The following is a 13716-nucleotide window of genomic DNA, read 5'->3' as shown; positions in this document are numbered from 1 at the left end:
GATCGCCTCCGGGGGAGAAGCGGGCACCCCGAGTCCACTTCTCACGGTACGCCGCGCGGTCCGCCGCGCGGAGTACCGTTCCGGCAGCGCCCGCGGCCCCCGCCCTCACCCCCGCAGGGACCTCCCGAAGCCCGAGGCCAGGGGCATCCGCAGGCCCAGCGGCGGCGGCGCGGCCAAGGCGTCGGTGACGGGTCGCGAGTACCGGCCGGAGAAGACCGCGCCCAGGACGAAGTCCACGCCCAGCGCCACCACTTCCGCCTGGTGCTCGCGCAGCCCGTGACCGTCCGAGTGCACTTCGAACCGGCACGTCGAGCGGTTCGCCTTCTTCGCCCGCTCCGCCAGCCGGAACGAGGTCTCCGGGTCACTGCGCGCGTCGTTCGTGCCGTGCACGATCAACACCTGGCGCCCCGACAGGTGTTTCACCGGTTCAGGGGAGTCCGCGGGCGCGCCGTCCCCCAGACAAGGGGCCAGGACCAGAACCGAGTTGACGGCGTCGTGCCCCGCCGCCCGCAGCGCGGCCAGCCCTCCCGCGTCGTAGCCGGCCAGGCACACCGGCACGTCGCCGTACCGCCGCACCGCCTCGTCGGCCGCCCACCGCGCCTGCTCCTCCCGCGCGGAGTCCCCGCCGTGGATGACGGCATGGGTGACCAGCCCGTCCCCGCCGCCGGCCCGGGCCAGCGCCCGCGCGAGCGGCCGCAGGGGGCCGGGGGAGAATCTGGACGCCCCGGGAAGCAGGAGCACCACCCCGTTGACCGGGCTTTCCGTCGGACCCGTGCCGGTTCTCGCGCCGGCCGCCCGCCCCAGGCGGGCCCCGCGCGCCGGCGGCGCATGCTGTGCCATGGCGGAACAGTCTCAGACCTTCGGGTGTACGCCATCCGTCCGCGCGGTCTCTGTTACATATCGACGCCCGCCGGGGACACGACGCTCTACGCGCGTAGGAGTAGAGTGCGCAGATGACGAGCGAGACCCCCAACCTGCCGACCCCGGATCAGATCCGTCGTTCCCCGAAGGTGCTCCTGCACGATCACCTCGACGGTGGACTGCGTCCCGGGACCATCATCGAGCTGGCCCGCGAGGTCGGTTACGAGAACCTCCCCGAGGCCGACGCCGACAAGCTCGGCATCTGGTTCCGCGAGGCCGCCGACTCCGGCTCCCTCCCGCGCTACCTGGAGACGTTCGCCCACACCTGCGCGGTCATGCAGACCAAGGCGGCCCTCTTCCGCGTCGCCGCCGAGTGCGCCGAGGACCTGGCCGAGGACGGCGTCGTGTACGCCGAGATCCGCTACGCCCCCGAGCAGCACCTCGAAGCCGGCCTGACCCTCGAAGAGGTCGTCGAGGCCGTGAACGACGGCTTCCGCGAGGGCGAGCGCCGCGCCAGGGCCAACGGCCACCGCATCCGCGTCGGCGCCCTGCTGACCGCGATGCGTCACGCGGCCCGCGCGCTGGAGATCGCCGAGCTGGCCAACCGCTACCGCGACAACGGCGTGGTCGGCTTCGACATCGCCGGCGCCGAGGCCGGGTTCCCCCCCACCCGTCATCTCGACGCCTTCGAGTACCTCAAGCGCGAGAACAACCACTTCACGATCCACGCGGGCGAGGCCTTCGGCCTGCCGTCGATCTGGCAGGCCCTGCAGTGGTGCGGCGCGGACCGCCTCGGTCACGGCGTGAAGATCATCGACGACATCGAGGTCGCCGAGGACGGCTCGGTCACGCTGGGCCGCCTGGCCAGCTACGTCCGGGACAAGCGCATCCCCCTGGAGATGTGCCCGACCTCGAACCTGCAGACCGCCGCGGCCGCCTCGTACGCCGAGCACCCGATCGGTCTGCTGCGGAAGCTGCACTTCAGGCTGACGGTCAACACCGACAACCGGCTGATGAGCGGCACCAGCATGAGCCGCGAGTTCGAGCACCTGGTGGACACCTTCGGCTACACCCTCGACGACATGCAGTGGTTCACCGTCAATGCGATGAAGTCCGCGTTCATTCCTTTCGATGAACGACTGGCCATGATCAACGAGGTCATCAAGCCCGGTTATGCGGAGCTGAAGTCGGAGTGGCTGTTCCGCCAGACCGCTTCCACCAGCGGTTCCGTCACGGCGTAGGCCACGGCATGACGTACTGAAAGCGCCCGGGAGAGGCAATTTCCGGGCGCTTTCTCGTATAAACGGATGTTTGCGGGCCGGGGTTTGAAGTGACTAGTTTGCGGAGCCGCTCAATTCCCCGTCGCAAGGAATACCTTTCATGAAGCAGTCAGCTGCCAAGTTCCTCGGTGCCGCCGCCGTCGGTGCCGCCCTCGCCGCCGTCGCCGCCGGTACCGCCTCCGCCGCCGTTCCCGCCATCGGCATCACCGACGCGCTGGGCACCGCCACCGGCGCGCTGGAGGGCGTCACCAGCCAGCAGCAGATGAAGCACGAAGAGGGGCAGCCGAGCGACCCCACCGCCGCCGTCACCGGCCTGCTGGGCCCGGTCACCGGCGCCCTCAACGGCTGACGCCCACGCGACACGGACGAACGCACGCGCGGCGGTCGCACGCCTCTTCGACGAGGTGTGTGTGCCGCCGCGCGGTGTGCCACGATCACCACCAACTGCCCGCCGACGCACTGGGTATGAGGTTCTCGGTCATGCGCATGAAGGTACGGGCGACACTGGTCGCCCTGGTTCCCGCCCTGCTGTTCGCCGCGGTGGGGTGCAGCAGTACGGACGCCCCCGCGACGGGCAGGTCCCCCGACCCCAAGGGCTCCGAAGGCAGCGCCGCCGGAGCGCCGGGCGCTCCCGCGGCGTCCCCGGACCCGGCCGGCTCGGCCCCGCCGAAGACCGGCGGCACCGCGCTGGAGCGCTCCGCGCTCGCCCAGGGCGACCTGCCCGGCTACCAGATCTCCGCCCAGGGCAAGAACCCCAACGCCCCCGACGGCCAGCCGCAGGCCGACAAGAAGGCCTGCCAGCCGCTGGCCGACATCATGGGCGACAAGCCCGACCCCGCCGCACGCGAGACCGTCAACCGGGGCATCGGATCCCAGAAGCAGATGGGGCTCGCGGTCTCCGCGTCCGTCAGCTCCTACTCCGAGAGCGACGCCAAGGCACTGATCTCCCGGCTCAAGGCCGCCGTCGCCGCCTGCGGCGCCGGTTTCACCGCCACCGTCGACAAGCAGACCGGCAGCTACCGCGAGGTGCGCGCCACCGACTACCGCACCAGCGGCGACGAGAGCGTCAGCTGGACCACCACCGCGGCCGGGCAGGGCGTCTCGGCGCAGGTCCACCTGGTCGTCGTGCGCGAGGGGGACACCGTCGTGCGGCTGATGGCCCTCAACGTGGCGGCGGCCCAGCAGAAGACCCAGGTGCCGCAGGAAGTGACCGACAAGCAGCTGGAGAAGGTCCGCGAGGCCGGCTGAGCGGATCCGCTACCAGGCGGTCGAGGCGGACTTCTCGTTCGGCAGCAGCACCCACAGTGCGATGTAGATCAGGAACTGCGGGCCGGGCAGCAGGCACGAGACGGCGAATATGGCGCGCATCGTGTTCGCGGAAATTCCGAAACGCCGTGCGAGTCCGGCGCAGACTCCGCCGATCAAACGGCCGTCACGGGGGCGGACCAGGGCGCTCATGAGGTTCTCCTTCGTCGGGATCGCTTTCGTGCGATGGCTCAATACTCCCGCTGGACCGCGGACAGAACGTCGGTCCAGGGGCCGAGCCCGACCCTGGAAATCCTCGGGGTGTCCCCCTGATAAACGGCATGTGAGCGGCGCAGCCGGGCCCGCAGCGCCGGCACCACGGCGGCGTGCGCGATCAGTACGCCGAGGGTGCTGAGCAGCACCGAGTCCACGTCCACGACCCGGCCCGGAACCCCGCTCTGGAGCATCTCGATGCTCAGCGAGACCAGCGCGCCCGCCGCGGTGGTCCGCACCAGGGAGGACCACGCGGCCAGCCGCGACAGCAGCAGCCGCCCGCTGACCAGCGGCACCAGCACCCCCAGCGGGGCCAGCAGCGCCAGCCCCTCCCCGATCCGCCGCGCGGCCTCCAGCGGCCCGAGGGCGAGGTCGGCCCGGATCCCCTCCAGCGGGGTCAGATTGCCGGCGGCGGCCCAGGGGACGTCGAGGGGGCGCAGGGTCAGCCAGCCGACGACCGCGAGATGGGCGGCGAGCAGGACCCCGGCCAGGAGTCGGAGGCGGAGGGGGATCGCGGGGGCGCCGGCGGGAGCGCCGTCGGCCTCAATACGCTGCACACCTGCGAGGACGCACCACTTGGCAACCACGGTTCCGCCTCCCTGGTGTGGTGCTGGGCACGGACCGTCGTCGACCGGGGCCCGCTCAGCGGGTGGCGACCAGGACGATCAGCAGCAGCGCGCCGGCCACCGCGGGCGCGATGATCTCGTACGACCACTGCACGCGCACGCTGCCCTGGGCACCGGCCCGCTCGGCCCCGCGCTCGGCCATCCGCTGGAGCTCGTCGACGATCCGGTCGGCGCTGGCCCGCATCGGCTCGGCCGGGACCCGCGCCTTCTCACCGGGGGACCGGCCCGGCGACCGCTCCTCGCGGTCGCGGAGCCCCTCGTGGCGCAGGCGCTGGCGGTTGGCCTTCTTCCGCTCGCGCAGCGACACGGGCACGGACCACAGCTGGTACTTCGAACCCTCGGCCAGCACCTCGGCCGAGTAGCCGGAGCGGACGGCGTCCACGGAGGCCCACGGCAGCTCGATGATCCGGAACGGGTTCCGCACGCGCATCCGGTCGTCGTTGGCGAAGACGGCCGGGCGGATCGTGAACGCCACGATCAGCGGTACGACGCACAGCGCCACCGCCAGCGCGATCCACGGGGTGTTCCCCGTACCGCGCACCACGGCGTCCCCGCAGAGCCACGCCGTCAGCGCGAGCAGCAGTACCCCCGACGCGACGCCCATGGAGGAGCGGTAGACCCGGTCGTCGTAGACCGGCTCATCGGTCGGCTGCTGGCTGCTCATGGGGTCGATTCTGCCCCACGGCGCCGCGTGGGCCTATCGGCCGCGGGGATCGGCGTACAGGGTGACGCCGCGGGCGCGGTGGCCGTCCGTGATCCGCGGAGGTGTCGATTCCATAGCGGATCGGTCAGAACCGGCGCAGGGGGGTGACAGGTCGCTACGCGCGTAGATATGCTCATCTGGTGACCATGCCCACCACCCTCACCGCATTCGCTGACGTGACGACGTCCGACAGTGCGCTGCGCCGCTTCCTGCACGGGCTGCCCGGCGTCGACGCTGTCGGTCTGGAGGCCCGCGCGGCCTCCCTCGGCACCCGTTCGATCAAGACGACGGCCAAGGCGTACGCCATCGACCTGGCCATCTCGATGATCGACCTGACGACGCTGGAAGGCGCGGACACCCCGGGCAAGGTCCGGGCGCTCTCCGCCAAGGCCGTCAATCCCGATCCGACCGACCGTACGACCCCGATGACGGCCGCCGTCTGCGTCTATCCCGACATGGTGGCCACTGCCAAGGCCGCGCTGAACGGCGCCGACGTCAAGATCGCCTCCGTCGCCACCGCCTTCCCGGCCGGCCGCGCCGCGCTGCCGGTCAAGCTCGCGGACACCCGTGACGCCGTCGCCGCCGGCGCCGACGAGATCGACATGGTCATCGACCGTGGCGCCTTCCTCGCGGGCCGCTACCTGGAGACGTACGAGCTGATCAAGGCCGTCAAGGAGGCCTGCGTCCGTGAGGACGGCAGCGCCGCCCGCCTGAAGGTCATCTTCGAGACCGGCGAGCTGTCCACCTACGACAACATCCGCCGCGCCTCCTGGATCGGCATGCTCGCGGGCGCCGACTTCATCAAGACGTCGACCGGCAAGGTGGGCGTCAACGCCACCCCCGCGAACACCCTCCTCATGCTGGAGGCCGTCCGCGACTTCAAGGCGCAGACTGGAATCCAGATCGGCGTGAAGCCGGCCGGCGGCATCCGCACCACCAAGGACGCGATCAAGTTCCTGGTCCTGGTCAACGAGACCGTGGGCGAGGACTGGCTGAGCAACACCTGGTTCCGCTTCGGCGCCTCCAGCCTGCTCAACGACCTGCTGATGCAGCGCCAGAAGCTGAGCACCGGCCGGTACTCCGGTCCCGACTACGTGACGGTGGACTGAGACCCCATGAACATGGACCACAAGACTTCCCCCTTCGAGTACGCACCGGCTCCCGAGTCCCGCTCGGTCGTCGACATCGCCCCCTCCTACGGGCTTTTCATCGACGGCGAGTTCACCGATGCCGCCGACGGCAAGGTCTTCAAGACCGTCTCGCCCAGCAGCGAGGAAGTCCTGTCCGAGGTCGCCCAGGCCGGCGCCGCCGACGTGGACCGCGCCGTCAAGGCCGCCCGCAAGGCGTTCGAGAAGTGGTCCGCGCTGCCCGGCTCCGAGCGCGCCAAGTACCTCTTCCGCATCGCCCGGATCATCCAGGAGCGCAGCCGCGAACTCGCCGTCCTGGAGACCCTGGACAACGGCAAGCCGATCAAGGAGACCCGCGACGCGGACCTCCCGCTCGTCGCCGCGCACTTCTTCTACTACGCGGGCTGGGCCGACAAGCTCGACCACGCCGGCTACGGCGCGAACCCGCGCCCGCTCGGCGTCGCCGGCCAGGTCATCCCGTGGAACTTCCCGCTGCTGATGCTCGCGTGGAAGATCGCCCCGGCGCTCGCCACCGGCAACACGGTCGTCCTGAAGCCCGCCGAGACCACCCCGCTCTCCGCGCTCTTCTTCGCCGACATCTGCCGCCAGGCGGGCCTGCCCAAGGGCGTCGTCAACATCCTCACCGGATACGGCGACGCCGGCGCGGCCCTCGTCGAGCACCCGGACGTCAACAAGGTCGCCTTCACCGGCTCGACCGCCGTCGGCAAGGCCATCGCCCGCTCGATCGCCGGCACCGACAAGAAGGTCACCCTGGAACTGGGCGGCAAGGGCGCCAACATCGTCTTCGACGACGCCCCCATCGACCAGGCCGTCGAGGGCATCGTCAACGGAATCTTCTTCAACCAGGGCCAGGTCTGCTGCGCGGGCTCCCGCCTCCTGGTCCAGGAGTCGATCCACGACGAGCTGCTGGACTCCCTCAAGCGCCGCCTCTCCACGCTGCGCCTGGGCGACCCGCTCGACAAGAACACCGACATCGGCGCGATCAACTCCGCCGAGCAGCTCGCCCGGATCACCGCCCTCGCGGACACCGGCGAGGCCGAGGGTGCCGAACGCTGGTCCCCGGCGTGCGAGCTGCCGACCGCCGGCTACTGGTTCGCCCCGACGCTCTTCAGCAACGTCACCCAGGCGCACACCGTCGCCCGCGACGAGATCTTCGGCCCGGTGCTGTCCGTGCTGACCTTCCGCACGCCCGACGAAGCCGTCGCCAAGGCCAACAACAGCCAGTACGGGCTCTCCGCCGGCATCTGGACGGAGAAGGGCTCGCGCATCCTCGCCGTCGCCAACCAGCTCCGCGCCGGCGTGGTGTGGGCCAACACGTTCAACAAGTTCGACCCGACCTCGCCCTTCGGCGGCTACAAGGAATCGGGCTTCGGCCGCGAAGGCGGCCGCCACGGTCTGGAGGCCTACCTCGATGTCTGATTCCTCGGCGGCGCCTGCACGCCTGACCGTCTTCAAGACCTACAAGCTGTACGTCGGGGGCAAGTTCCCCCGCTCCGAGAGCGGCCGGGTGTACGAGGTGAGCGCGCAAACATCGTCGGGTGGCAAGGGCAAGTGGCTGGCCAACGCCCCCCTGGCCTCCCGCAAGGACGCCCGTGACGCCGTCGTCGCCGCCCGCAAGGCCTTCGGCGGCTGGTCGGGCGCCACCGCCTACAACCGCGGCCAGATCCTCTACCGCATCGCCGAGATGCTGGAGGGCCGCCGCGAGCAGTTCGTCCGCGAGGTCGGCGAGGCCGAGGGCCTGTCCAAGTCCAAGGCGGCCGCCGTCGTCGACGCTGCCATCGACCGCTGGGTCTGGTACGCGGGCTGGACCGACAAGATCGGCCAGCTCGTCGGCGGGGCCAACCCCGTCGCGGGCCCGTTCTTCAACCTCTCCACCCCGGAGCCGACCGGCGTCGTCACGGTCGTCGCCCCGCAGGACTCCTCGTTCCTGGGCCTGGTCTCCGTGATCGCCCCGGTGATCGCGACCGGCAACACCGCCGTCGTCATCGCCAGCGAGAAGTCCCCGCTGCCCGCCCTCTCCCTGGGAGAGGTGCTCGCCACCTCCGACCTGCCGGGCGGCGTCGTCAACATCCTGTCCGGCAAGGCCGACGAGATGGGCCCGCACCTGGCGTCCCACCAGGACGTCAACGCGATCGACCTGGCCGGAGCCGGTCCCGCCCTGGCCAAGGAACTGGAGATCGCGGCGGCCGACAACCTCAAGCGCGTCCTGCGTCCACAGCCTGTGGACGACTGGAACGCCGACCCGGGCACGTCGCGCATGACGGCGTTCCTGGAGACCAAGACCGTCTGGCACCCCACCGGGTCGCTGGGCGCGGGCGGCTCGTCCTACTAGGACCGGCCCCCACGAGACCGGCCCCGGCAGCGTCCCCCGCGCTGCCGGGGCCGCCTTTTTCAGGGCTCGGTTCGCCTCCGGCGGCGCTTCTGCCGGCTGCAGGCGGGCGTACGTCCTCGGAACCGCTCGTGCCTCGCGGTTCCTCCGGGCGCTCGCCCGCCTTCGCCGGCGCGCCGCCTTCGGCTCACTCGCCGGGGGTCAGCGGGGGGCGAGGGGGCCTAGGAGGGACGAGACCGCCGCCGTGGGCAGTTCGCCCACCGACGGGCCCTGGGTGAGGATCCCCGTGACCGCCGTCGTCCCCACGGACGGGAAGTCCGCCACCTTCGTGGCGACCCCGTTGTCCAGCGGATCCACCCCGGTGTGCGCCAGCGGGTTGACCTTGAGGTTCGCGATCGGGTCCGTGACCCCGGCCACGGCGGCCGGAACGTCCAGCTCACCGGCCTGGGCGCCGCCCGCGGCCAGTGCCAGCGCGGCGCCGGCCATCGAGAGGGTCAGCCCCGCGCCGCGGAGCCGGTTCGGTGCCGAAGGGCCTGCGTGACGGCCTGCGTGACGTGCCATGGGATCCCGCCTGTGGTCGTAGTCGCGTGCGCACGCAGCGTAGTGGAGGTGTGTTCCTGGACACCAACCGGTCACCGGGAGGATCCCCTACCCGGGGGAATGGTTCAGACTGGTGTCCCGTGAGCTCTTCCTCTCCTTCGCCGACCCGGGTCGTCCTGCTGACCGGTCCGTCGGGCTCCGGCAAATCCTCCCTGGCCGCCCGCTCCGGGCTCCCCGTGCTGCGCCTCGACGACTTCTACAAGGAGTGCGAGGACCCCACCCTCCCGCTGGTGGAGGGCAGCTCCGACATCGACTGGGACTCCCCGCTGTCGTGGGACGCCGACAGCGCCGTCGCCGCGATCGCCGAACTGTGCGCGTCGGGACGCACGGACGTGCCCGTGTACGACATCTCCACCAGCTCCCGCACCGGCTGGGACACCCTCGACATCGCCCGTACCCCGCTGTTCATCGCCGAAGGCATCTTCGCCGCGGACGTCGCCGCCCGCTGCCAGGAACTCGGCCTCCTCGCGGACGCCATCTGCCTGCGCGGCCGCCCCTCGACGACCTTCCGCCGCCGGCTCGCCCGCGATCTGCGCGAAGGCCGCAAGTCCGTGCCGTTCCTGCTGCGCAGGGGCCTGCGGCTGATGCGCGCCGAACGCGGCATCGTGGCCCGCCACGTCGCCCTCGGCGCACACGCCTGCGGCGGTGACGAGGCCCTCGGGCGGCTGGCCGCAGCCGCGGCGGGCCGCCACCGCACGACGACTCCCGCGTAGGCGCCGGGACCCTGCACCGTTCGGCCCGCGGACGCGAAAAGGCGGGATCACGCGGACCCCCGGCCGCTTGATCCCGCCTCTTCTTCCCCCCCAACGGCCCCCGTCCCACCCCCGCAGGACGGGCCCCCGGCCCGATGGTCCATGTGGGTCGCGTTACGCGACCAGCTCCTCGAAGGACTCCGCCTCGTCGCGGCCGAAGCTCAGCGACTCGTCCTCCCGCAGGCGCCGCAGCGAGCGCCAGATGCTCGACTTCACCGTGCCGACGCTGATCCCGAGGATCTCCGCGATCTCCGGGTCCGTACGGCCCTCGTAGTAGCGCAGCACCAGCATCGTGCGCTGCGGCTCCGGGATCCGGGTCAGCGCCTGCCACAGCACCGCGCGCAGCTCCGTACCGCGCATCGCGTCCGTGTCCGACGCCGTCTCCGGCAGCTCCTCCGTCGGGTACTCGTTCAGCTTCCGCCGCCGCCACGCGCTGATGTGCAGGTTCGTCATCGTGCGGCGCAGGTACCCGCCGACCGCCGCCTTGTCGCTGATCCGGTCCCAGGCGCGGTACGTGGAGAACAGCGCGCTCTGCAGCAGGTCCTCGGCCTCGTAACGGTCGCCGGTCAGGTGGAAGGCCGTCGCGTACAGGGCGGCCCGCCGCTCCTGGACGTACGCGGTGAACTCCGCCTCCGACGTGGAGGACGGCGTCCGCTGCTCGGCGGGAACCGCCTGGTACTGGTTCGCGTCAATGGCTACGACGTGGGCCGGCCGGGGCCGGGCGACCGCCACCGTACGGACACCCGTCCGGCGGTTCACATCGTGCAGCCGCGTGACAACCGCGCTGGTGCTGGTGCTGTGCAGCGTGTTCATCTCGCGCCCCCCGTCGTGGAGTGTCTCTGCTTCGGTATTGCTGTGCGTTGAGAAGAAGATTGCCCGGCCGACTTAACCGGGGTGTCCGTCGACTGTCACAGCACTGTCACAGCGACCACCGGGAGGACGCGGGCGACTCCCGCAGGATCTCGTCCACCTGACGGTCGAACTCCCGACGGGCTATGGGACAGAATGAGCCCGTGCCTTTCCTGTTGCTGATCGAGGACGACGACGCCATCCGCACGGCCCTCGAACTCTCCCTGTCCCGCCAGGGCCACCGTGTGGCCACCGCGGCGACGGGCGAGGACGGCCTCAAACTGCTCCGCGAGCAGCGGCCGGATCTGATCGTGCTGGACGTGATGCTGCCCGGCATCGACGGTTTCGAGGTGTGCCGGCGGATCCGCCGCACCGACCAACTGCCGATCATCCTGCTCACCGCGCGCAGCGACGACATCGACGTGGTCGTGGGCCTGGAGTCCGGAGCCGACGACTACGTGGTCAAGCCCGTCCAGGGGCGGGTCCTCGACGCCCGCATCCGGGCCGTACTGCGCCGCGGCGAACGCGAGTCGAGCGACTCGGCGAGCTTCGGCTCCCTCGTCATCGACCGGGCCGCCATGACGGTGACGAAGAACGGCGAGGACCTCCAGCTCACTCCGACCGAGCTGCGCCTGCTCCTCGAACTGAGCCGTCGGCCCGGCCAGGCACTCTCCCGCCAGCAGCTGCTGCGCCTGGTCTGGGAGCACGACTACCTCGGCGACTCGCGGCTCGTGGACGCCTGCGTCCAGCGGCTGCGCGCCAAGGTCGAGGACGTGCCCTCCTCGCCCACCCTGATCCGTACGGTCCGGGGTGTCGGATACCGCCTGGACTCCCCGCAGTGATCCGGTCGTTGCTCGCGGGCCGGCGCTGGACCAGCCTGCGGCTGCGGCTCCTCGTGGTCTTCGCGCTGGTCGCCCTGACGGCCGCCGTGTCCGCCTCCGGGATCGCCTACTGGCTCAACCGCGAGGCCGTGCTCACCCGCGTCCAGGAGGCCGCCCTCGGCGACTTCCGGCAGGAGATGCAGAACCGTGCCGCCGCGCTGCCCGCCGACCCCACGCCCGACGAACTGCAGCGCACCGCCGAGCTGATGGCGGGCAGCAGCCCCGGCTACAGCGTGCTGCTCGTGCAGGAGGGCAAGAACAACCGCCAGATGTACGGAGCGGCCGGGCCGGACAACTTCCGCCTCGCGGACGTGCCCGAGTCCCTGCAGAGCGCGGTGAACGACCGGCAGAAGACGACCGCGGCCAACGACGCCGAATACCACGTGTACTGGCAGCGGACGAAGCCGCGCGGCAACCCCTACCTGGTCGGCGGCACGCGCATCGTGGGCGGCGGGCCGACCGGCTACATGTACAAGTCCCTCGCCCAGGAACGGGACGACCTGAACGCGCTCGCCTGGTCATTGACGATCGCGACCGGCCTCGCACTGCTCGGCTCCGCGCTGCTCGCACAGGCCGCGGCCCGTACCGTCCTCAAGCCCGTGCAGCGGCTCGGGGACGCGGCGCGGCGGCTCGGCGAGGGCGAACTGGACCACCGGCTCGACGTGTCGGGCACGGACGAACTCGCCGACCTCTCCCACACCTTCAACAAGACGGCCGAGGCGCTGGAGAAGAAGGTCGCCGACATGAGCGCGCGGGAGGAGGCCAGCCGGCGCTTCGTCGCGGACATGTCGCACGAGCTGCGTACCCCGCTGACGGCGCTGACGGCGGTCGCCGAGGTGCTGGAGGAGGAGGTCGAGGACCTCGATCCGATGATCGCACCGGCTGTGGGCCTGGTGGTCAGCGAGACCCGCCGGCTGAACATCCTGGTCGAGAACCTGATGGAGGTGACCCGCTTCGACGCGGGTACCGCCAAGCTGGTCCTGGACGACGTCAACGTCGCCGACCAGGTCACGGCCTGCATCGACGCCAGGGCCTGGCTCGACGCGGTCGAACTCGACGCCGAGCGGGACATCACGGTGCGGCTCGACCCGCGCCGCCTCGACGTCATTCTGGCCAACCTCATCGGCAACGCGCTCAAGCACGGCGGATCGCCGGTGCGGGTGTCGGTGTCCGTGGAGGGGGACTGGCTGGTCATCGCGGTCCAGGACAACGGCCCGGGCATCCCCGAGGAGGTCCTGCCGCACGTCTTCGACCGCTTCTACAAGGCGAGTGCCTCGCGGCCGAAGTCGGACGGGAGCGGGCTCGGTCTGTCGATCGCCGTGGAGAACGCGCACATCCACGGCGGCGACATCACCGCGGCCAACGTGCCGGGCGGCGGGGCGCTGTTCACCCTGCGGCTGCCGGTGGACGTGGGAAAGGCGATCAGTGGTGACCCGGATGCTTAGGCCCCTGCCGGCGGTGCCGGCCGTACTGGTCCCGCTCGTCGGGATCGCGCTGCTCGCGACGGCGGGCTGCGGGATCCGGGCGACGACCGTGCCCGTGGACGTGGGCGCGGCGCCGTCGCGGGTCTCGTGCGACACTCCGGCGCAGCCGGGCGGGCAGAGCGGCGCGTCCGGTTTCCCGGCCACGGTGGAGCTGGTCTGCGGCTCGCAGCTGGTCGGCGTGGAGCGGCTGGTCCCGATGCCGGAGAAGGGCGCCGCCCGGGATCCCGCGGTGCAGGCCGCGCAGGCGCTGCTGGAGGCGCTGGAGCGGACGCCGAGCGCCGAGGAGCGGGACGCCGGCTTCACGACCGGAGTCCCGGCCGGGCTGACGGCGGGCGCGCCGAAGGCGGGCGACCCGGCGGGCACGGTGCGGCTCAGCCGCAAGCCGGAGGATCTGCCGCCGGTGGCGCTGTCGCAGATCGTGTGCACGCTGGCGGGCAGCGAGACGGTGTCGGCCGGGCCGGGCCCGGTGGTCCTGGGCGGACCGGACGCCGATCCGCCGCGGGCGTGGGAATGCACGGACGCGGTCCGCTCCCGCCCGGAGTCGGTCCCGACGCTGGGCGAGATCGTCCGCCCGACGCCGACGCCGACGCCGACGCCGACGCCGTCCACCGGACGCTGAGCCCCGAGCCGAGGCTCCCGCCGCGAGGGCGGGGCGCCGGGCTCCGCCCGCGGGTCCGGGCAGAGC

16 protein-coding genes are annotated in these 13716 nt (G+C 71.6%); 10 read left to right on the top strand and 6 right to left on the bottom strand.

Going from position 1 to position 13716, the window contains the following annotated elements:
• Window positions 1-105: 105 nt before the first annotated feature.
• Window positions 106-840: an alpha/beta hydrolase gene (locus AC2RP6_RS16525; protein WP_486446906.1), complete on the bottom strand. Its 735-nt coding sequence runs from the start codon at window positions 838-840 to the stop codon at window positions 106-108.
• 113 nt (window positions 841-953) lie between these two features.
• On the opposite strand from AC2RP6_RS16525, the gene AC2RP6_RS16520 reads away from it, so the two are divergent.
• From AC2RP6_RS16520 to AC2RP6_RS16510, 3 genes are all read left to right on the top strand, one after another.
• Window positions 954-2102, top strand: coding sequence for an adenosine deaminase (locus tag AC2RP6_RS16520; protein WP_486446905.1), 1149 nt, complete (start codon window positions 954-956; stop codon window positions 2100-2102).
• A gap of 139 nt (window positions 2103-2241) precedes the next feature.
• Window positions 2242-2490, top strand: coding sequence for a hypothetical protein (locus AC2RP6_RS16515; protein WP_030663834.1), 249 nt, complete (start codon window positions 2242-2244; stop codon window positions 2488-2490).
• 131 nt (window positions 2491-2621) lie between these two features.
• Entirely contained in the window at window positions 2622-3389 is a 768-nt protein-coding gene (locus tag AC2RP6_RS16510) for a hypothetical protein (RefSeq protein ID WP_486446904.1), read from the top strand.
• A gap of 9 nt (window positions 3390-3398) precedes the next feature.
• Here AC2RP6_RS16510 and AC2RP6_RS16505 read toward each other — a convergent pair whose 3' ends face one another.
• From AC2RP6_RS16505 to AC2RP6_RS16495, 3 genes are all read right to left on the bottom strand, one after another.
• Window positions 3399-3599: a PspC domain-containing protein gene (locus tag AC2RP6_RS16505; protein ID WP_486446903.1), complete on the bottom strand. Its 201-nt coding sequence runs from the start codon at window positions 3597-3599 to the stop codon at window positions 3399-3401.
• Window positions 3600-3637: 38 nt separating this feature from the next.
• Window positions 3638-4207: a VanZ family protein gene (locus AC2RP6_RS16500; protein WP_486450355.1), complete on the bottom strand. Its 570-nt coding sequence runs from the start codon at window positions 4205-4207 to the stop codon at window positions 3638-3640.
• A gap of 94 nt (window positions 4208-4301) precedes the next feature.
• Window positions 4302-4949 (bottom strand): PH domain-containing protein, encoded by a 648-nt coding sequence (locus AC2RP6_RS16495; protein ID WP_486446902.1) that lies wholly within the window; start codon window positions 4947-4949, stop codon window positions 4302-4304.
• 185 nt (window positions 4950-5134) lie between these two features.
• Between AC2RP6_RS16495 and deoC the strand changes: the two genes are divergently transcribed.
• From deoC to AC2RP6_RS16480, 3 genes are read left to right on the top strand one after another with little or no spacing between them, the layout of a single operon-like run.
• Window positions 5135-6097, top strand: coding sequence for a deoxyribose-phosphate aldolase (gene deoC / locus AC2RP6_RS16490; RefSeq protein WP_486450354.1), 963 nt, complete (start codon window positions 5135-5137; stop codon window positions 6095-6097).
• A gap of 6 nt (window positions 6098-6103) precedes the next feature.
• Window positions 6104-7555: an aldehyde dehydrogenase family protein gene (locus AC2RP6_RS16485; RefSeq protein WP_486446901.1), complete on the top strand. Its 1452-nt coding sequence runs from the start codon at window positions 6104-6106 to the stop codon at window positions 7553-7555.
• Window positions 7548-8468: an aldehyde dehydrogenase family protein gene (locus tag AC2RP6_RS16480; protein WP_486446900.1), complete on the top strand. Its 921-nt coding sequence runs from the start codon at window positions 7548-7550 to the stop codon at window positions 8466-8468. Before AC2RP6_RS16485 ends, AC2RP6_RS16480 begins: the two co-directional genes overlap by 8 nt.
• 198 nt (window positions 8469-8666) lie before the next feature.
• On the opposite strand, the gene AC2RP6_RS16475 is transcribed toward AC2RP6_RS16480, so the two are convergent.
• Window positions 8667-9026, bottom strand: coding sequence for a hypothetical protein (locus AC2RP6_RS16475; RefSeq protein ID WP_486446899.1), 360 nt, complete (start codon window positions 9024-9026; stop codon window positions 8667-8669).
• 50 nt (window positions 9027-9076) lie between these two features.
• On the opposite strand from AC2RP6_RS16475, the gene AC2RP6_RS16470 reads away from it, so the two are divergent.
• A complete protein-coding gene (locus tag AC2RP6_RS16470; protein ID WP_486446898.1) occupies window positions 9077-9778 on the top strand; it encodes a uridine kinase family protein in 702 nt (233 codons plus the stop codon).
• Between the two features lie 153 nt (window positions 9779-9931).
• Here AC2RP6_RS16470 and AC2RP6_RS16465 read toward each other — a convergent pair whose 3' ends face one another.
• Window positions 9932-10630: a SigE family RNA polymerase sigma factor gene (locus tag AC2RP6_RS16465; RefSeq protein WP_486446897.1), complete on the bottom strand. Its 699-nt coding sequence runs from the start codon at window positions 10628-10630 to the stop codon at window positions 9932-9934.
• 200 nt (window positions 10631-10830) lie between these two features.
• On the opposite strand from AC2RP6_RS16465, the gene afsQ1 reads away from it, so the two are divergent.
• The 3 genes from afsQ1 to AC2RP6_RS16450 are packed head-to-tail and all read left to right on the top strand — an operon-like array spanning window position 10831 to window position 13650.
• Window positions 10831-11508, top strand: a complete 678-nt coding sequence (gene afsQ1, locus AC2RP6_RS16460) for a two-component system response regulator AfsQ1 (RefSeq protein WP_063754818.1) — start codon at window positions 10831-10833, stop codon at window positions 11506-11508.
• A complete protein-coding gene (locus AC2RP6_RS16455; protein WP_486450353.1) occupies window positions 11406-12992 on the top strand; it encodes a sensor histidine kinase in 1587 nt (528 codons plus the stop codon). The genes afsQ1 and AC2RP6_RS16455 overlap by 103 nt, the downstream gene beginning before the upstream one ends.
• The gene (locus tag AC2RP6_RS16450; protein ID WP_486446896.1) at window positions 12985-13650 is read left to right on the top strand and encodes a hypothetical protein; all 666 of its coding nucleotides are present in this window, start codon (window positions 12985-12987) and stop codon (window positions 13648-13650) included. The genes AC2RP6_RS16455 and AC2RP6_RS16450 overlap by 8 nt, the downstream gene beginning before the upstream one ends.
• Window positions 13651-13716: the final 66 nt, after the last annotated feature.

Source organism: Streptomyces sp. WAC03905 (genome assembly GCF_057371075.1).
Note: the sequence above shows the minus strand (reverse complement) of the source record. Positions and strands in the feature narration are given on the sequence as shown.